This window comes from Agromyces solani, assembly GCF_058349925.1.
This window is the reverse complement of the sequence record NZ_JBYRER010000001.1, coordinates 1,649,215-1,666,664: the sequence shown is the minus strand read 5'-3', so window position 1 is coordinate 1,666,664 and position 17,450 is coordinate 1,649,215. Positions and strand designations below refer to the sequence as shown.

The window sequence follows — 17,450 nt, the reverse complement described above, 5'->3', positions numbered from 1 at the left end:
GGATCAGGCGTCGGGGATCATGGCGCTCGACCGGGTGACGGTCGGCAGCGACTGCGTACGACCCAGTCTGCGCCGTCTGGGCGTCCAGCCCTCACGTGGGATCGAGTCGAGCAGCAGCCGGGTGTACTCGGCCGACGGTTCGTCGAGGATCTGCGCTGCGGTGCCGCGCTCCTCGATGCGCCCCTGCCGCATCACCACGACCTGGTCGCACAGCCGCCGGATGACGGTGAGGTCGTGCGTGATCATGAGCAGCGCCACCCCCGTCTCGCGGCGGATCGAGTCGAGTAGCGTCAGGATCTCCACCTGCGTGGTCACGTCGAGCGCCGACACCGCCTCGTCGAGCACGAGCAGCACCGGGTCGGCCGCGAGCGCGCGTGCGATCGCGACGCGCTGCCGCTGACCGCCCGAGAGGGCGCGCGGCCGGCTGTCGAGCAGGCTCGTGTCGAGCCGCACTTGGGACATGAGCTCGCCGACGCGCGCCTCGACGGCGGCCTTCGCGTCGCGCGGACGGTGCACGCGCACCGCCTCGACGAGGCACTCGCGCACCGTCTGGCGGCGGTCGAGCGACTGGTACGGGTCCTGGAAGACCATCTGCGCGATCTTCGCGCGGCGCCGTCGTTCGGCGCCGCGTCGCGCGGGCGCGCTCCAGTCCTCGCCGTCGACGACGATCGTACCGCCGTCGGGGCGCTCGATCCCGAGCAGCAGGCGCGCGGTGGTCGACTTGCCCGACCCCGACTCGCCCACGATGCCGAGCGAGCCGCCAGGGGTGAGCTCCATCGAGACGTCGTCGACGGCGACGAGTGTCTCCCGCCGACCGCTCGCGCCGCGGACCTGGTACGTCTTGCGGAGGTTCGCCAGCGTCATGATCGGGCGCGCGGCCGAGGCATCCGCGTCGATCGGTGGCGCCTCGTCGAGCGAGGCCGACATGAGCACCCTCGTGTAGTCCTCGCGCGCGTCCTGCCGCATGGTCGCGGCGCGCAGGGCCTCGACGATGCGGCCGTGCTGCATGACGTTCACTCGGTCGCAGACGGCACCGGCGAGGGCGAGGTCGTGCGTGATGAACAGCAGCGACAGCTCGCGGTGCGCCCGTAGGTCGGCGATGACCGCCATGACCTCCTCCTGCGTCGTCACGTCGAGGGCCGTGGTGATCTCGTCGGCGAGCAGGAGGTCGGGGTCCATCGCGAGGGTGGCAGCGATCATGACGCGCTGCAGCAGGCCGCCCGACAGTTCGGCGGGATGCTGCCGCAGGCGCCGGGCAGGATCGGTGATGCCGACCTCGTCGAGCAGGTCCATGGCGCGCCTCGCCGCCGTCTCCGGCTTCTCGCCCTTGACGTGCACGAGCGCTTCCGTCATGAAGTCGCCGATGGTACGCAGCGGGTTGAGGTGCGCGCGCGGCGTTTGGAAGACCATGCCGAGCCGGCGGGCGCGCAGGGCCCGGAGCTCGCGTGCGCCCATCGCGGCGAGGTCGTGCCCGTCGATGCGGATCGTGCCGTTCGTCGTGAAGCCGTCCGGCAGGAGGCCCGCGACCGCCCGCACCGTGAGCGTCTTGCCGGAGCCGGACTCGCCGACAAGCCCGACGGCCTCGCCGCGGCCGACCTCGAGTGTGCTGCCGAAGACGAGCTGCCGGGCGCCGTCGGCGGCCGGGCCGAAGACGTCGAGGCCGGCGATCCTGAGGACTGGTTCGTTCATCGTTCCTTCTCCTCGGCCCAGTCGGTGACGCGGGCGCCGATGATGCCGACGGCGAGCACGGTGACGACCACGAGGATCGCCGGGAAGACCGACTGCTCGGGAGCGCCCGCGAGGATGCTCGCCTGGCCGCTCGAGATCATCGAGCCCCAGTCGGGCGCGGGCGGCTGCTGACCGAGCCCGAGGAACGAGATCGCCGCGAGGTCGAGCATCGCGTAGCCGAAGCCGACGGCCATCTGCGCCGCGACGATTGGGATCATCGCCGGCACGAGGTGCCGGAAGCAGATGGCGAGGCTCGACACGCCCTGCACCCTGAGGGCGGCGATGTACGGCTTGCCGAGCTCGCGCGACGCGGCGGTGCGGGTGAGCCGTGCGACGACGGGGACGTACGCGATCGCGAGCGCCACGACCGGGGCGACGAGCCCCTTGCCGAACAGCGTCACCGCGAGCACCGCGATCACGAGGCCCGGGATCGCGAAGATCACGTCGATGAGGCGCGCGATGCCGCCCGACACCCAGCCGCCGAACCACGCCGCAGTGAGCGCGAGCGCCACGCCGAGGATGGTCGAGAGCAGCACCACGACGACGGGTGCGAACACGCTCGCCCCTGCGCCGATGAGCACCCGCGAGAGGATGTCGCGGCCGAGGTCGTCGGTGCCGAAGAGGTGCTCGGCGCTCGGTGCGCCGTTCACGGGGCCGACGTAGAGTTCGTACGGGTCGTAGGGTGCGAGCCACGGTCCGGCGATCGCGACGATGACGACGATCGCGAGCACGGCGAGCGCGACGACGAACGTCCAGTCGCGTTTCGCCGCGCGGCGGGCCGCGGCGGGCACTACCCCCTGTGCGATCTGCGCGACGCTCATGCGAGGGCACCTCCCTCGACGCTCGTCGGGTCGATGAGCGCGCTGACGAGGTCGGCGACCGCGTTCAGCACGACGAAGATCGTCACGAGCAGGAGCGACACGATCTGCACGACGGGTAGGTCGGCGCGGGCTGCCGCCTGCACGAGGAGCGACCCGATGCCGCCGAGCCCGAAGGCAACCTCGGCGATCGCCGACGCGGCGAAAAGACCGGCGATCGTCGTGCCCGCGATCGCGAGGATCTGGGGCGAAGCGTTGCGGAAGACGTGCGCCCCGAAGATGCGCCCGCGCGGGATGCCGCGCACCTTCGCGGTGTCGACGTGCTCGGAGTGCAGCTGCGCGACGAGCGCGCTGCGGGTGACCCGGCTGATGTACGCGATGAAGAGCACCGCGAGCGAGATCGCGGGCAGCACGAGGTGCCACAGGCGATCCCAGCCCCCCTCGCCTTCGCCATACACGGGGAACCAGCCGAGGCTCTTCGCGAACACCCAGATCAGCAGGATCGCAACGACGAACGTAGGCAGTGCCATGCCGAGCGACGTCCCCGTCGCGACCGCGCGGTCGACCGCGCGGCCCCTCGTGGCGGCGAGGATGCCGGAGCCCACGCCGAACACGAGGATCAGCACGACCGTCAGCAGCACGAGCTGCAGCGTGATGCCGAACCGCGGCGCCACGAGCGTCGTCACCGCCGTCTTATAGACGAACGATCGCCCGAAGTCGCCCTGGATCGCACCCGTGAGCCACTCCCAGTATCGCTGCCAGACCGGGTCGTCGAGGTGGTACTCGGCCCGGATCTCGGCGATGAGCTCAGGCGTCGGCTTCGCGCCTCCGGCGAGCGCCGCGATCGGGTCGCCGGTGAGCAGCACCGCCGAGTAGATGACGACGCTCGCGAGGAAGAGCGTCAGCAGCAGGCCGCCGAGCCGCCCCAGCAGCATCCTGGTCAGGGTGTTCACCGCGCCGTTCCTCTCTTCGCGCTCAGTTCGCGAACGCAGCTTCGCGTGCGCAACCGTCGCCGCCCTACTTGCCACCGAGGTGCAGCGCCCAGGGGCTGCTGTACGCGGCGACCGACGTGGTGACCCCCGTGAGGTCGTCGTTCAGGTAGGTGAGCTGGTACGTGCCCGCGAGCGTGACCTGCAGCTGGTCGGGGGCGTAGACGGCCTGCGCGGCGACGAACTCGTTCGCGGCCGTCTCGGCGTCGGTCGCGTTGCGGGCGGCCATCATGTGCGCGGTCACCTCGACGTCGTCGTAGCCGCTCCAGTTGAAGATGCCGCCCTGTTCGGCGGGCAGCACGAACAGCGACGGGTAGCCGAGCACGCCCGGAGTCTCGAGATACCCCTGCGTCGCGACGAAGTCGACGCCCTCGCGCTTGGCGGGGTCGTAGAACAGCGCACCGAAGTCGGAGGCCTGCATCTCGTCGATCTCGAGGTCGAGGCCGATCTTCTCGCCCGCGGCCTGCATGATGGTCGCGGTCTGCTCGAACTCTTTGGCGCCCGCGGGCACCGCGATGACGAGCGGCTCGCTCACGTCCTCGCCGCTGTCGGCGACGAGCTGCTTCGCCTGCTCGAGGTCGACCTCGGGGTCCGCGAGCGCGTCGTAGCCGGCCTGGTACACGTCGGCCTCCGCCATCGCCTGGAACGAGAACTCGGGCACGAGGGTCTTCTGCACGTAGCCGAGGCCGTTCACGACGGTCTGCAGGTACTGCTCGCGGTCGATCGCGAGGCTGAGCGCCTGACGGATCTTCGGGTTCGCCGCGGGACCCGTGGCGGTCGTCGGGCCGAAGCTGTACGAGGCCGTCGAGTGGCCGATCGTGAGAATGCCGGCGCCGTCGCCCTCGAAGACCGCGCGCGAGCTCGGCGAGACGTTGATGGCGCCGTCGATCTCGCCCTGCGTGAGGGCGGTCGCGAGCGTCGACCCGTCGTTCACGAAGGTGTAGGTCAGCGTCTTCACGAGCGGTGCGCCGTTCCAGTAGTCCGCGTTCGCGGTCGTCGTGATCTCGCTGCCCGGCTTCCAGCCGCCGTCGCCGAGCTCGTAGGGGCCCGTGCACATGAGCCCGCCCTCGGGCGTGCCGAGCGCGTCACCGGCCGCCTCGCCGAACGCCTGCTGCATGACCGCGCCGCCCTGGCCGGCGAGCGCGTCGCGGAAGCTCGAGTCGGGCGCGACGAAGTGCACGGTGACCTCGTTCGGCCCGGTGGCGACGATGCCGGTGGCGGGGTCGGGCACGACGAGCGCGAACGCGCCGTACCACTGCGACTCGGGGTTCATGCCCTGCCGCAGGCTGTAAACCACATCGTCGGCGGTCACGGGGCTGCCGTCCCAGAAGGTCACGTCGTCGCGCAGCTCGATGACGAACGTCACCGGGTCGACGAACTCGGCGCTCGTCGCGATGCCTGGCTCGATCGAGAAGTCGGGCTGCAGCGACAGCAGATTGTCGCACAGGTTCGGGATGATGAGGTTCGCCGATGCGGCCGGGTTCAGGGTGGCGGGCTCGCCCTCGGCGATCGCCCAGGTGACCTCATCGACGGCCTTCGTGCCCGCGGGCAGCGCGTCGACGATCGTGACCTCGCCGGGGTCGCCATCGACCTCGGCGCTGTCACGAGGGGTGCACGCGGTCAGGGCGAGCAACGCGGCGCAGGCGACGGCGCCTGCCGCGAGTCGGATTCGGTTCATGGTGGGGGTCCGTTCGGTCGGTGATGCGGGGTTATGGGGCCGTGTGGGGAATACCGCGGCCGGGGATTCAGGCGACCAGGAAGACGCGGATGCAGACCTGGTCGTCCTCGTCGCGGGCGAGGCCGACGAACTGGTGCTCGGCCAGCCAGCGATGCTGGGGCGCGTCGGTCTGGAAGACCGGCGCGGTGCGGAAGTACAGGCCCGAGTCGTCCTCGGGCACGTGCTCGCCGCGGTCCATCCGTTCGAGCACCTCGGAGGTCGCCCGGAAGTAGCCGCGGTTGAGGATGTCGATCACGGCGCCGTCGTCGGCGCGGATCAGGTAGCGGGCCTCGAGTTGCGCGGTGCCGGAGCGCTCGACCGCCCAGTCGCCGCCGCCCGCGAGCACCTCGCCGTTCAGCCGCGGTCCCGCGACGCTGCCCCCGGAGACCGGGGTGAACGACAGCTGTTCGTCGGGTCCGCGGCCGATGTGGAACTCGGGGTCGATGGTCGCGCGGATCTCGAAGACGTACTCGAGGCTCGGCCACGAGGCGGGAGCGCTGGGTTTCACGGAAGTTCTCCTTCGAGGACGCTGAAGTCCAGCTCGAATCCGCCTGCACCGCCGACGATGAGCGACTGGGTGTTGGCGCGGGTCTCGCCCCAGGTCCATGGATCGGCGCCCGTGCCGGTCTGCGGCAGGAACTCGGGGTAGTCGCTGCTCGACACCTGCACCCGAAGACGGTGCCCCGCCCGCAGCCGGTACCCGACCTGACCGAGGTCGATCTCGACGACCGCGGGGCCGTCGGCGTCGTTCGCGTCGAGCAGCTGCACCTGGCCGCGCGCGATGCGCAGCGCACTGCCGTCGGGGGCGACGTCGAGCACTCGTACGAAGCAGTCCATGACTGGCCCGTCCGAGGCGATCCGCATGCGAGCCGAGACCGGACCCGCGAGATCGACGTCGGCCGCGAGCGGCGGCGAGTCGAAGTGCAACACGTCCGCACGATCGCTGAGTGCCGCCTCGTCGGGCAGGTACAGCAAGAAGGAGAACGCGTCGGGCACACTCGACGGCACGAGGTCGTCGGGATCGTGGACCCACTCGAGCACCGTCTCATCGGCCGCGGGCTCGACTGCGAGGCCTCCCTCGCTCGTCGCGTACCGGATGACGCGACGCGCACCTGCGGGCGGCCATGCCGCGCTCTCTCGCATGCCGTCGGTGCCTGCGAGGTTCCAGGTGACGCGTGGCAGGCTGCCCGCCGATCCGTTGCCGCGCACGAAGACCTCGAAGAAGGCGAGCGCGGGGTCGAGGATGCGCGGCAGGAGGTCGCGGATCTGCTCGTCGCTGCGGTCGGCGACGCGGTCGCCGTCGGCCTCGAACAGCTGAAAGCTCTCGTGATCGATCGACTCGATGCGCAGGTAGTGATGCGCGTCCCAGTTCGGGCGCTGAGAGATCTGTTCGACGTCGGCCCACGACAGCGGGGCGCAGTTGTCCCACCACCCGATGGTGTGCAGCACTGGCACCGATCGCCCGGCGAACGGGTCGCCATTCGGGAAGCGGCGCAGCACGACCGGGTTCGGGTACCACTGGTCGTAGCTCAGCCCGCGAGCACCGACTTCGGCCATGAACTCCTCAGCCTGGGCCGCGAAGTCGCGACGCGTCCAGTCGGGTTCCCAATGCAGCGTGTCGTTGGCGAAGAAGTTGGTAAGCGGATACATGTAGGTGACGCCCCACTCGACCGGCCGGGTGCGCTGAGCGGCGTCGCGACGCACGGGCTCGCCGAGCCTCGTACCGGTCACGCGCGGCGCGATCGCCTTGAGCGCCGGGTGGCCACTCGCGGCGGCCGCCCACTGCGTGTAGCCGTAATAGCTGTCGCCCCACATCGCGACCCGGCCGTTCGACCAGGACTGCTTCGTGATCCACTCGATCGTGTCGTAGCCGTCGTCAACCTCGTTGACGAAGAGCAGCGCGTCGCCCTCGGAGCGGAACTTGCCGCGCACGTCCTGCGCGACGACCCGGTAGCCATGCTGCACGAGGTACTCGGCGACCTGCGGGATGAAACAGTAGACGCCCGACTTGTCGTACGGCAGACGGATGAGAATCGTGTCGCCCGGCGCGGAGTCAGTGGCGTCAGGTGCACCGGGCAGGTAGACATCACCGGCGAGCAGCACCCCATCGCGCATCCGGACCCGCACGGGTTTCGAGAGCGGGCTCTCGGGCGCCGGGGGGATGCGCTGGATGTCGGTCATGTCACTCCTTTGAGACGGTGCTCGGCAGGGTATGCCGATGCGGTGACGGTCACGTTACGGAGATCCCCGTAAATAGTCAAGTCGGACTAGACTAAACTGACCGGACGTTACACTCGGGCAGAGCACCCCACGAGAGGAGAAGGGTCGATGGCACGCCCCTCCGTCGCCGCAGAACGCCGCGAGCAGATCCTCGACGCGACGATGGCGACGATTGCCGAGCACGGCATCCACGGCACGACGCTCGACCGCATCGCCACCGCGACCGGTATGTCGCGCGGCCATGTGCGCCATTTCGTCGGTAACCGTGACAAGCTGCTGCTGGACGCGGCGATCGCGCTCTTCGGCGACCAGATCGGCGAGGTCGGCTCGATACTGCCAGCGGGAACGACCGACCTCGAGTCGGCGCTCGACTACCTGTTCGGCCCCGTGTTCAGCGCCCCCGACCGCGAGAACGCGGTCGTGCTCGGCTTCGTGCAGCTGTCGCGCACCAGCCCCGAGATCGCCGAGGTGCTTACCACCGCCTACACGGCGACCCGGCTCCAACTCGCCGACCTCGTCGCCGCAAGCCATCCCGATTCATCGCCCGACGCCTGCATGACCGTGGCATACGGCGTGCTCACCTGCGCTCTCGGCTCGGTCTTCCTCGGTGACTTCGATGCCGACCCGACTCGGATGACGCGCTCACGCGCCGCCGCCGATGCACTCGTCGCAGCACTTTGACGCTGTGCGGAGCTGCTTGACGAACATCACGGCTCGCGGCACGCGACCGCCTCGCCCGGCGAAGCCCAGGCGGATCAAGCAGCTGGAGACATGCCGCGCGATCGCCCTCAATGCCCCGGAAGATACCAACACGGTTCGCGGGCGTATTCCTCCGCCGACGCAAACGGATGGATTTCCTCCAAGTTGGAACCGCCACACGGCGCGGACCAGAGCCCGCGCCCAAAGCCCTACTGCACATGAATTCTGCGTGCGCCACGCACTGACATCGCTTGTCTGAGGCCCTCATTTCGAGGACGTCGGACCTGAATGGACGGGCACTCCCTGTCGCCAGAACTTCATCGAACAGTTCTCGAGTACGTCGACGATGCCGAGATACGGTTGGATGCTTCTGCGGCTGGATGCACGGGCGCCAGTCGTTTTCCCGACGGGAACATTTGCTCATCATGACCAACGACTCAGCGCGCGACTTCGAGGTCAACTGCCTCGGCTTGCGTACGCATAACGCGCTGGAAACTACCGAGCACCACTGACGTGTCGGGAGCCTGAACGGCACGCTTCGCGTAGTACTGCTCGGTGACGCGCGAACGTTTGTGGCCGGCAAACTGGGCGGCCCCCTCAATGCCGAGTGCGTCGGCAACAGCGGTCACCGCTGACTTGCGGAGCGCGTGCGGCACGAGCTCTTCTTCAAGCCCGGCCCATTCCCGGACTCGCCGGAGCGACCGGTGCACATCTTGCGTGCCGCTGGGTGCCCCAGTGCGAGTATGAAAGACGAACTCGTTGCCGCCCGATGCAATCTTGCGGCGACGGAGCATTGGTACGAGTTCGACTGGAATTGAGATCCGCCGCCAACCTGACTCCGACTTGAGGTAGTCCTCGTAGTGCTTCGGCTGGCCTTTGGAGTCCACGATCTTGCCGGCGATCGTGATGCTCGGCCGTTCGGCGTCGAGGTCAACGAATTGCCACTTGAGACCGACCGCCTCGCTCACGCGAGCGCCGGTGGCGAGGATCAGATCCACGACATCGCCGAGCAGGTCGGATGGCCGCGGCCCCATCCGATCATCGCGATCCTGGTAGTCGCGTATCAACGCCCGGAAGCTCTCCAGCTCCATCGCGTCGGGTGCGTAGATGGGCTTGGGACGTCGCTTCGCGCTCTTCACCTCGCGCGCCGGATTGGCGATCATGAGGTCGTTCATGACGGCGTAGGAGCAAATCTGGCTGATCAGCGCCTTGCACGTGTCGGCCTGTCGCGGCGTCGCCCGGTGGATCGTCTTGTAGACCCGTAGCACCGTGCTCGCTTTGATCTCCCGAAGCGCAAGCGATCCCATCAACGGTGCCAGCTTCTTCTCGATCAGGCGGCGGTTCTCGTGTCGAGTCGTATCCCGTTGATCTCCGGTGAACGCGACGTGCTCCATATACTCGTGCACGAGGTCGATGAACAACGAATCGGCGGTCAGGCCGTCGCTCCGGTTCTGGACCGCCTCGTATTCGCTGTCGACCGCCTCAATAAGTGATCGCCGTGCTTGGGCTTTGGATGCCGTACAGATGCGGCGCTTGCCGTAGCTGCCGTCGATCCGGCGGAAGCGGAGCGTGCCGCGCACGCGACCGTCCGGCAGGTCCTGGTAGGTGATCTCCCCGTGCGATCCGGGCTTCATTCTGCTGCGTGGCATCGTCGTCGTCCTCCGTCTGCGCAGAGCACGAGGCCATCACCCATGGTCACCGTCGATCCGTTCGGGCCTGCAGCCAGGCCTGAACGTTCTCGCGGCTGTATCGCAGATGCTTGCCGAGCTTGGTGGCCTTTGGGCCGGTTCCCTCGAGACGCCAGTGGTAGATCGTCTCTTTGGACAGCTGCAAGTACTGCGCCAACTCGTCGACGCTCAGGTAGTCCCCCAGCTCGTCGACGAACCGCGATGCCGGAACGGTGTGATCGGTTGATGTGCTCATACTCCTAGGAGTGCGCATCACGCCGAATGCTTGCTGTCCGGGGACTTCACATGTGGAATCCTGTGGAAGCCTGTCCCCCGAATCGAAAAAGGCCCCAAAAAGGCCCCAACGACCCCTAATTGCCCTGTTCAACGAGAGAAACCCCTGACAAATCTCTCGATTCATCAGGGGTTCTTGGTGGATCTGAGGGGACTCGAACCCCTGACCCCCTGCATGCCATGCAGGTGCGCTACCAGCTGCGCCACAGACCCGTGCAGAACTCTCGCCCTGCGTGTTTCCCGCTCTCGCGGGGCAACATGTCGAGCTTACACCAGCCGATGCCGCCTCGCGAAATCGGCGGATGCAGCCCGGGCGATTCGCGGCTCGATCAGGACTTCGTCGCGAGCATCGGTTCGACGGGCAGCGCCGGGCAGTCGTTCCAGAGCCGCTCGAGGCCGTAGTACATGCGCTCCTCGTGATGGAACACGTGCACGACGAGGTCGCCGAAATCGAGCAGCACCCAGCGCCCGGCATCGTGCCCCTCTCGCCGGCTCGCCCGACCGAGCACCTCCTCGACCGCGTCGGCGATCGCGACGACGTTGCGCTCCGAGTTGCCGGTGACGAGCAGGAACACGTCGGCGAACGGCAGCGGCCCCGAGACATCCAGTGCGACCAGATCTTCGCCGCCCTTCGCGTCGGCCGCGCGGACGGCGCGGGCCAGGGAGTCGAGGGCTTTCGAGGATGCGGTCATTCGCTCACTTCCGGGTAGGCGGTTCGGCGGAGTCGCCGTGGATCAGAACAGGCCCGACATGGCACCGATGACGAGGGTGCCGACGACGCCGAGTGCGAGCACGCCGGCCGTCACCGCGAGAACGAGCGGCACGTTCATGCCCTCCTTCTTCGGCGGTGCCATCATCGTGCGAGCGGCGCCCTGCGTGCTGATCGCGCTCGTCGCTGCGACCGGAGCGACGCCGGTGCCGACATCTTCGATGCTGTCGAACAGGCGGTCGACGTCGGACGAGTCGATCTGGCTCGGGTGGACGCCGGTCGCGCCGTAGCTGCGCGGCAGGTCGATCGATCCGGTCGCGATCACCTCGCCCGACTGGGCGAGCGTGTCGCCGAAGGCGCCCTGATCGGGCAGCGACGGCAGGATGAGCGCGTTCGTCGTCGTCGGTACGCCGTGGCTCAGCGACCCGCGGGAGAGCAACTGGTCGAACGGACCCGACGGCTGGTCGTCGGGCACGTCGAGCTGCGAGGTCCAATGCGCCGGCGCGGCCGGGGCGCCCGGGGCCGGTGCGTCCCGGAGCGGGGTGGCGAGCGACGCGGGCATCGCCGGCTGAACGCCAGGCAGCTGCAGGGATGCCGGCTGCGACGCGGCGGCGGGCGCCGAGAAGGGCTGCCCCGTCTGGGGGTTCACGATCTGCGGAGCGGCCGGCGCCGCGGCCTGCGGTGCGACGTCGTCGAACTCGTCGTCGAGTTCGTCGAGCGCGGTGCCCTCGAGCATTGCACGGAGCTCACGGCGCGTCAGCGTGCGTTCGGGCGTCTGCCCGGGAACCGGCGCCGCGGCCGGTGTGGGCTCGGCCGGCACCGGAGCGACCGGGATCGCCGGAATCGGTGCCGCCTGCGGCTGGACCGGGACCTGCGGCTGGGGCACGACGGCCGGCTGCGCGGGTACGGGCGCGCTCGGGCGCGGTGCGAACGGGCTCTGCTGCGGCTGCTGCGACGGCGTCGGCGTCTGCGGCGTCGCGATCACCGCGTCGAAGCCGGTCGCAGGGCGGGCCGGCGCGTAGCTCGGGCTGGGCGCCACCTGCGCGGCGGCGGACACGGGAGCCGCGAACTGCGAATTCACCGGCGGAGCCGCAGGCGACGGAGCGACCGGAGTCTGCGGAACGGGCACCGCCGATTGCGGCGCGGCGGCCGGCGGCTGCGGCGCGGCGAACGACGGCGGAGTGGTGTCGGGGGTCGACGAAGCGGCCTGCTGCTCGCGCAGGCGCTCTCGCTCCCGCAGCTCACGACGAGTGAGCGGCGGTTCGTTCGACGACGTCATTCGACACTCCGGTAGAGATGGTGCTTGGAGATGTACTGGACGACCCCATCGGGGACCAAGTACCACACCGGGAAACCCCGGCGCACCCTGCTCCGGCAGTCGGTCGACGAGATCGCCAGTGCCGGAACTTCAAGCAAGCTTACGTCTTGCTCCGGCAATCCCGAAACGCTCAGCACATGTCCCGGGCGACTCACAGCAACGAAGTGGGCGAGTTGCCACAGCTCGTCGACGTCCTTCCAGCTGAGGATCTGGGCGATCGCGTCGGCACCGGTGATGAAGAAGAGATCGGCATCGGGACGCTCTCGTCGGATGTCGCGCAGCGTGTCGATCGTGAACGTCGCCTTCGCCCGGTCGATGTCGACCCGGCTCACGGTGAACCGCGGGTTCGACGCCGTCGCGATCACCGTCATGAGGTACCGGTGCTCGGCCGGCGTGACGACCGTCTTGTAACTCGGCTGACCGGTCGGCACGAAGATCACCTCGTCGAGGTCGTGCGACTGCGCGACCTCGCTCGCGGCCACGAGGTGGCCGTGATGGATGGGATCGAACGTGCCGCCCATGATCCCGACTCGGGATCGGCGGCCCGGCAGCGTCACCGGGCGACCACTCGCCTCAGTGACCGTGCCCGTCGCCCGAGTGGCGGGCGGCGTACGCCTCGGCCTTGGCGCGGTGACGGTTCGCGACGTCGCGGTACGACGCGGTGACGACGCCGAGGATGGCGAAGATGATGATGGCGACGAGCCCGTACACCCAGGCTTCGACCGGCAGCTCTCGCGCGTGCACCGTCTCGGTGAGCACCGTTCCGGTCAACGCTGCGGTGGTGAGGCTCATTCGGCCGTTCCTTTCGAATCCTGCGGGTAACGCTCCCGCCAGTCTAGCGAGGTCGCGGGGCGTGATGTGCTCAGGCGCGCACGTGACCCGCGCCGCGGACGATCCACTTCGTGCTCGTGAGCTGCGGCAGGCCCATCGGGCCGCGGGCGTGGAGCTTCTGCGTGGAGATGCCGACCTCGGCGCCGAAGCCGAACTCGGCGCCGTCGGTGAAGCGCGTGGAGGCGTTCACCATCACGGCTGCGGCATCGACCTCGTTGAGGAAGCGCTCGGCGTTGCCGAGGTCGTTCGTGACGATCGCCTCCGTGTGCTTCGTCGAGTACCGGCGGATGTGCGCGAGCGCGTCGTCGAGCGAATCGACGACGCCGACCGAGAGATCGAGGCTCATGTGCTCGGTCGCCCAGTCGCCGTCGGTGACCGGGACGGTCTCGGGGCGGATCGCACGTGCGCGCTCGTCGGCGTGAACGGTCACGCCGGATGCCTCGAGCCGGTCGATCACGGCCGGCAGCAGCCGTTCGGCGGCGGCACGGTGCACGAGCAGCGTCTCGAGCGCGTTGCACACGCTCGGCCGCTGCACCTTGGCGTTGTGCACCAGCTCGACCGCCCACTCCTCGGGGGCGCTCTCGTCGAGGAACATGTGCACGACGCCCGCACCGGTCTCGATCACCGGCACGCGCGCCTCGTCGACGACGGCGCGGATGAGCCCTGCGCTCCCCCGCGGGATCAGCACGTCGACGTACTCGCGCGCCTGCATGAGGTGGCGCGCGCCCGCGCGACCGAAGTCGTCGACCGTCTGGACGGCGTCGCCCGGCAGCCCGGCCCGTTCGAGTGCGGCGCGCAGCACGTCGACGAGCACGGCGTTCGTCTGCTCGGCGGCGCTGCCGCCGCGCAGCACGACCGCGTTCCCGCTCTTGAGCGCGAGCACCGCGATGTCGATCGTCACGTTCGGCCGAGCCTCGTAGATCGCGCCGACGACGCCGAGCGGCACCCGCACCTGGTCGATGCGGACCCCGCTCGGCAGCGAACGGCCGCTCACCGTCTCGCCGATCGGGTCGGTGAGGGCGATCACCTCGAGTACCGCGTCGGCGAGGGCGCCGACCCGTCGCACATCGAGCGTCAACCGGTCGAGCAGGCCCGTCGAGAGGCCGTTCTCGCGGCCGGCTTCGAGGTCGCGCGCGTTCGCCGCGACGATCTCGTCGGCGCGCTCGCGCAGGATCGCGGCGACCTCGGCGAGGGCGGCGTCCTTCTCGGCCGTCGAGGCCCGGGCGAGCCGGTACGAGGCCGCCTTGGCCGCGGCGAACCGCTCATCGAGCACGGCGGGGTCGAGGTCGGGCTGCTCCATGCTCCAAGCCTAGGCGAGCCGTCGCGTGCGGAGCGCCGTGTGACGTCAGGGAGCGGGCTCGAACCAGGTGCCGAGCGCGGCGCCGGCGAGGGCCTCCGCGACGAGCGGGGTCGCCGTGATGAGCACGGCGGCACCGGCCTCGGCGGCGACGCGTGCGGCGGAGACCTTCGTCTCCGCGCCCCCCGTGCCGACGCCCGCTCGACCGACTGAGCCGATCTCCACACCCGCGAGCTCGTCGCCGAAAGCGACGCGCTCGATGCGCTCGGCGCCGGGCAGGTGCGGCGGCTTCGTGTAGAGCGCGTCGACGTCGGAGAGGAGCACGAGCAGGTCGGCATCGATGAGCTCGGCCACGAGCGCCGCGAGGCGGTCGTTGTCGCCGAAGCGGATCTCGTGGGTCGCGACGGTGTCGTTCTCGTTGACGATCGGCATGATGCGCAGCGCCAGGAGGCGATCGATCGCGCGCTGCGCGTTCACCCGGGGGGTGTCGTTCTCGAGGTCGCCCGCGGTCAGCAGCACCTGTCCGGCGATGATGTCGTAGCGGTCGAGGGCGTCCTGATAGCGCACCATGAGGAGGTTCTGGCCGACCGATGCCGCGGCCTGCTGCGTGGCGAGGTCGTTCGGGCGCGCGTCGAGGCGCAGGTACGGCATCCCGGTCGCGATCGCACCCGACGAGACGAGCACGACCTCGGTACCGCGGGCGTGCGCCGCGGCGAGTGCGTCGACGAGGGGCGCGATCTGACCGGTGTTCTCGCCGCTGATCGACGAGGAGCCGACCTTCACGACGATGCGCCGTGCGCTTGGCACCTCCGCCTGCGACCGGAGCTTCATCGGTCGCCCTCGTCGGGCTCGACCTCGCCGTCGCCCTCGTCGCCCCAGATGCCGGCCTCGCGCTCGCGCTCGAGCTCGGCCCGGGCCTCGGCCTTCGCGTCCATCCGCTCGTGGTAGTCGCTCTTGCGCTCCGCGCGGGTCGCGCGCCGGTTCTCGTCGAGGCGCACGTCGGTGCCGCGCGGGGACGTGATGAGCTCGGCGGTCGAGGTGAGGGTCGGCTCCCAGTCGAAGACGACGCCCTGCCCCTTGCCGATGACGACGGTCGACCCGGCGACGGCGCCGGCCCGCACGAGCTCGTCCTCGACGCCGAGGCGGGCGAGGCGGTCCGCGAGGTAACCGACCGCCTCGTCGTTCGCGAAGTCGGTCTGCTGCACCCACCGCTCGGGCTTCTTGCCGAGGATCCGGTAGATCGTGCCGTAGCTGCCGCCCTCGGGCCGCACGGTGAACTCCACCTCGTCGACGGCCCGGGGATGCATGACGATGCGCTCGGGCTCGGGCGCGGCGGCCGCCTCGGCGCGGGCGCGGTCGACGAGCTCGCCGAGTGCGAAACCGAGCTGGCGGAGTCCCTCGTGGCTCACGGTCGAGATCTCGAACACGCGGTAGCCCCGCGCCTCGAGATCGGGCCGCACGAAGTCGGCGAGTTCGCGCGCCTCGGGCACGTCGACCTTGTTCAGCGCGACGAGCTGCGGACGCTCGAGCAGCGGGATCTGCCCCTCGGGGACGGGGTACGCGGCGAGCTCCGCGAGGATGACGTCGAGGTCGCTGATCGGGTCGCGGCCCGACTCGAGCGTCGCGCAATCGATCACGTGCAGGAGCGCCGAGCAGCGCTCGACGTGCCGCAGGAACTCGAGCCCGAGGCCCTTGCCCTCGCTCGCGCCCTCGATGAGGCCCGGGACGTCGGCGACGGTGTATCGGTGGTCGCCGGCCTGCACGACGCCGAGGTTCGGGTGGAGGGTCGTGAACGGGTAGTCGGCGATCTTCGGGCGCGCGGCCGAGAGCGCCGCGATGAGGCTCGACTTGCCCGCGCTCGGGAAGCCCACGAGCGCGACGTCGGCGATCGTCTTCAGCTCGAGCCGGATCTCGTGCTCGTCGCCGTCGGTGCCGAGCAGCGCGAACCCGGGCGCCTTGCGCTTCGTGGTCGCGAGCGCCGCGTTGCCGAGGCCGCCGAGGCCGCCTGCGGCCGCGACGTAGCGCAGCCCGGGCTCGGCGAGGTCGGCGAGTTCGTTGCCCTCGTCGTCCTTCACGACGGTGCCGACCGGCACGGGGAGCTCGAGGGGTTCTCCGGCGGCGCCCGAACGGTTGTCGCCCTGGCCGGGCTGCCCGTTCGCCGAGGAGCGGTGCGGGCGGCCGTGGTACGCGAGCAGCGTCGTCACCTGCGGGTCGGCGACGAGCACGATGTCGCCGCCGTGGCCGCCGTTGCCGCCGTCGGGGCCGGCGAGCGGCTTGAACTTCTCACGGCGCACCGAGACGCAGCCGTTGCCGCCGTGGCCGGCGCGCAGATACAGCGTCACCTCGTCGACGAAGCTGACCATGCCGAACCCTCCTGAGCGATGAACCGGGTGATGAAACACGTGAGGGCGAGCCGAAGCCCGCCCTCACGAAGACCGTCGTCGGTCGACTATTCGCCGACCGCCACGATGTTGACGACCTTGCGGCCGCCCTTGGTGCCGAACTGCACCGCGCCGGCCTCGAGCGCGAACAGGGTGTCGTCGCCACCGCGACCGACGCCCGCGCCCGGGTGGAAGTGGGTGCCGCGCTGGCGGACGATGATCTCGCCGGCGCCGACGACCTGGCCGCCGAAGCGCTTCACGCCGAGGCGCTGCGCGTTCGAGTCACGACCGTTGCGAGTGGAGCTCGCTCCCTTTTTGTGTGCCATGTCTGATTCTCCTTGGACGCCGCGGGGGTTACTTGATGCCGGTGACCTTGACGCGCGTGAGCTCCTGACGGTGGCCCTGGCGCTTCTTGTAGCCGGTCTTGTTCTTGAACTTCTGGATCACGATCTTCGGGCCGCGGAGGTCGTTGAGAACCTCGGCCGTGACCGTGACCTTCGCGAGCGACTTGGCGTCGGAGGTGATCTTGTCACCGTCGACGAGGAGCACCGGGGTGAGCTGGACGTTGCCGTCCTTGTCAGCCTTGATGCGGTCCATCGTCACGATGGTGCCGACTTCGACCTTCTCCTGCCGACCGCCGGCGCGCACTACTGCGTAAACCACTACTCGTACCTATCTCTGGGGAGCCTCTCGGCTCCGTCTGCCTGATGGGATTGTCACTGCGCGGTCGCCCCAGCGGGAAGAAGGGTGGTGACTGCCAGAAAACGATGTGCAGAGCGAAC

Annotated in this window: 18 protein-coding genes and 1 tRNA gene; 1 reads left to right on the top strand and 18 read right to left on the bottom strand. The window is 69.6% G+C overall.

The window, feature by feature from the left end:
* Positions 1–3 precede the first annotated feature (3 nt).
* The 6 genes from AC3RJ7_RS07655 to AC3RJ7_RS07630 all read right to left on the bottom strand — a co-directional run bounded on the left by AC3RJ7_RS07655 (position 4) and on the right by AC3RJ7_RS07630 (position 7,433).
* Positions 4–1,689: an ABC transporter ATP-binding protein gene (locus tag AC3RJ7_RS07655; protein WP_491455186.1), complete on the bottom strand. Its 1,686-nt coding sequence runs from the start codon at positions 1,687–1,689 to the stop codon at positions 4–6.
* Complete coding sequence (locus AC3RJ7_RS07650) at positions 1,686–2,549, bottom strand: ABC transporter permease (RefSeq protein ID WP_491455185.1); 864 nt, start codon at positions 2,547–2,549, stop codon at positions 1,686–1,688. Before AC3RJ7_RS07650 ends, AC3RJ7_RS07655 begins: the two co-directional genes overlap by 4 nt.
* Complete coding sequence (locus tag AC3RJ7_RS07645; RefSeq protein WP_491455184.1) at positions 2,546–3,499, bottom strand: ABC transporter permease; 954 nt, start codon at positions 3,497–3,499, stop codon at positions 2,546–2,548. Before AC3RJ7_RS07645 ends, AC3RJ7_RS07650 begins: the two co-directional genes overlap by 4 nt.
* A 64-nt stretch (positions 3,500–3,563) precedes the next feature.
* Positions 3,564–5,213, bottom strand: coding sequence for an ABC transporter substrate-binding protein (locus AC3RJ7_RS07640; RefSeq protein ID WP_491455183.1), 1,650 nt, complete (start codon positions 5,211–5,213; stop codon positions 3,564–3,566).
* A 67-nt stretch (positions 5,214–5,280) separates the two neighbouring features.
* Positions 5,281–5,760 (bottom strand): DUF3237 domain-containing protein, encoded by a 480-nt coding sequence (locus AC3RJ7_RS07635; protein ID WP_491455182.1) that lies wholly within the window; start codon positions 5,758–5,760, stop codon positions 5,281–5,283.
* A complete protein-coding gene (locus tag AC3RJ7_RS07630; protein WP_491455181.1) occupies positions 5,757–7,433 on the bottom strand; it encodes a CocE/NonD family hydrolase in 1,677 nt (558 codons plus the stop codon). The genes AC3RJ7_RS07635 and AC3RJ7_RS07630 overlap by 4 nt, the downstream gene beginning before the upstream one ends.
* A gap of 147 nt (positions 7,434–7,580) precedes the next feature.
* Between AC3RJ7_RS07630 and AC3RJ7_RS07625 the strand changes: the two genes are divergently transcribed.
* Positions 7,581–8,153: a TetR/AcrR family transcriptional regulator gene (locus AC3RJ7_RS07625; protein ID WP_244853951.1), complete on the top strand. Its 573-nt coding sequence runs from the start codon at positions 7,581–7,583 to the stop codon at positions 8,151–8,153.
* 455 nt (positions 8,154–8,608) lie between these two features.
* On the opposite strand, the gene AC3RJ7_RS07620 is transcribed toward AC3RJ7_RS07625, so the two are convergent.
* The 12 genes from AC3RJ7_RS07620 to rplU form a co-directional block, all read right to left on the bottom strand.
* Positions 8,609–9,820: a tyrosine-type recombinase/integrase gene (locus tag AC3RJ7_RS07620; protein WP_491455180.1), complete on the bottom strand. Its 1,212-nt coding sequence runs from the start codon at positions 9,818–9,820 to the stop codon at positions 8,609–8,611.
* Positions 9,821–9,866: 46 nt separating this feature from the next.
* Positions 9,867–10,094 (bottom strand): helix-turn-helix transcriptional regulator, encoded by a 228-nt coding sequence (locus AC3RJ7_RS07615; RefSeq protein WP_244853949.1) that lies wholly within the window; start codon positions 10,092–10,094, stop codon positions 9,867–9,869.
* 175 nt (positions 10,095–10,269) lie between these two features.
* Positions 10,270–10,345, bottom strand: a tRNA-Ala gene (locus tag AC3RJ7_RS07610).
* A gap of 116 nt (positions 10,346–10,461) precedes the next feature.
* On the bottom strand, positions 10,462–10,824 hold the full coding sequence (rsfS, locus tag AC3RJ7_RS07605) for a ribosome silencing factor (protein WP_491455179.1): 363 nt from the start codon (positions 10,822–10,824) through the stop codon (positions 10,462–10,464).
* Between the two features lie 42 nt (positions 10,825–10,866).
* On the bottom strand, positions 10,867–12,120 hold the full coding sequence (locus AC3RJ7_RS07600; RefSeq protein ID WP_491455178.1) for a hypothetical protein: 1,254 nt from the start codon (positions 12,118–12,120) through the stop codon (positions 10,867–10,869).
* Positions 12,117–12,716, bottom strand: coding sequence for a nicotinate-nucleotide adenylyltransferase (gene nadD / locus AC3RJ7_RS07595; RefSeq protein WP_491455177.1), 600 nt, complete (start codon positions 12,714–12,716; stop codon positions 12,117–12,119). Before nadD ends, AC3RJ7_RS07600 begins: the two co-directional genes overlap by 4 nt.
* Before the next feature lie 16 nt (positions 12,717–12,732).
* A complete protein-coding gene (locus AC3RJ7_RS07590) occupies positions 12,733–12,951 on the bottom strand; it encodes a hypothetical protein (protein WP_491455176.1) in 219 nt (72 codons plus the stop codon).
* Positions 12,952–13,021: 70 nt separating this feature from the next.
* On the bottom strand, positions 13,022–14,290 hold the full coding sequence (locus tag AC3RJ7_RS07585) for a glutamate-5-semialdehyde dehydrogenase (protein WP_491455175.1): 1,269 nt from the start codon (positions 14,288–14,290) through the stop codon (positions 13,022–13,024).
* A gap of 45 nt (positions 14,291–14,335) precedes the next feature.
* On the bottom strand, positions 14,336–15,118 hold the full coding sequence (gene proB / locus AC3RJ7_RS07580; protein ID WP_491455174.1) for a glutamate 5-kinase: 783 nt from the start codon (positions 15,116–15,118) through the stop codon (positions 14,336–14,338).
* Positions 15,115–16,650 (bottom strand): GTPase ObgE, encoded by a 1,536-nt coding sequence (gene obgE, locus AC3RJ7_RS07575; protein WP_491455173.1) that lies wholly within the window; start codon positions 16,648–16,650, stop codon positions 15,115–15,117. The genes proB and obgE overlap by 4 nt, the downstream gene beginning before the upstream one ends.
* 86 nt (positions 16,651–16,736) lie before the next feature.
* Positions 16,737–16,994 (bottom strand): 50S ribosomal protein L27, encoded by a 258-nt coding sequence (rpmA, locus tag AC3RJ7_RS07570; RefSeq protein WP_491455172.1) that lies wholly within the window; start codon positions 16,992–16,994, stop codon positions 16,737–16,739.
* Between the two features lie 28 nt (positions 16,995–17,022).
* Complete coding sequence (gene rplU, locus AC3RJ7_RS07565; RefSeq protein ID WP_136706928.1) at positions 17,023–17,331, bottom strand: 50S ribosomal protein L21; 309 nt, start codon at positions 17,329–17,331, stop codon at positions 17,023–17,025.
* Positions 17,332–17,450: the final 119 nt, after the last annotated feature.

Excerpts from the sequence above, each read along its gene's own strand:
- rsfS (WP_491455179.1), bottom strand. The coding sequence starts at position 10,824 with ATGACCGCATCCTCGAAAGCCCTCGACTCCCTGGCCCGCGCCGTCCGC.
- AC3RJ7_RS07625 (WP_244853951.1), top strand. The coding sequence starts at position 7,581 with ATGGCACGCCCCTCCGTCGCCGCAGAACGCCGCGAGCAGATCCTCGAC.
- rpmA (WP_491455172.1), bottom strand. The coding sequence starts at position 16,994 with ATGGCACACAAAAAGGGAGCGAGCTCCACTCGCAACGGTCGTGACTCG.
- AC3RJ7_RS07620 (WP_491455180.1), bottom strand. The coding sequence starts at position 9,820 with ATGCCACGCAGCAGAATGAAGCCCGGATCGCACGGGGAGATCACCTAC.
- AC3RJ7_RS07630 (WP_491455181.1), bottom strand. The coding sequence starts at position 7,433 with ATGACCGACATCCAGCGCATCCCCCCGGCGCCCGAGAGCCCGCTCTCG.
- proB (WP_491455174.1), bottom strand. The coding sequence starts at position 15,118 with ATGAAGCTCCGGTCGCAGGCGGAGGTGCCAAGCGCACGGCGCATCGTC.
- AC3RJ7_RS07640 (WP_491455183.1), bottom strand. The coding sequence starts at position 5,213 with ATGAACCGAATCCGACTCGCGGCAGGCGCCGTCGCCTGCGCCGCGTTG.
- AC3RJ7_RS07650 (WP_491455185.1), bottom strand. The coding sequence starts at position 2,549 with ATGAGCGTCGCGCAGATCGCACAGGGGGTAGTGCCCGCCGCGGCCCGC.
- obgE (WP_491455173.1), bottom strand. The coding sequence starts at position 16,650 with ATGGTCAGCTTCGTCGACGAGGTGACGCTGTATCTGCGCGCCGGCCAC.
- AC3RJ7_RS07655 (WP_491455186.1), bottom strand. The coding sequence starts at position 1,689 with ATGAACGAACCAGTCCTCAGGATCGCCGGCCTCGACGTCTTCGGCCCG.
- AC3RJ7_RS07590 (WP_491455176.1), bottom strand. The coding sequence starts at position 12,951 with ATGAGCCTCACCACCGCAGCGTTGACCGGAACGGTGCTCACCGAGACG.
- AC3RJ7_RS07615 (WP_244853949.1), bottom strand. The coding sequence starts at position 10,094 with ATGAGCACATCAACCGATCACACCGTTCCGGCATCGCGGTTCGTCGAC.
- AC3RJ7_RS07600 (WP_491455178.1), bottom strand. The coding sequence starts at position 12,120 with ATGACGTCGTCGAACGAACCGCCGCTCACTCGTCGTGAGCTGCGGGAG.
- AC3RJ7_RS07585 (WP_491455175.1), bottom strand. The coding sequence starts at position 14,290 with ATGGAGCAGCCCGACCTCGACCCCGCCGTGCTCGATGAGCGGTTCGCC.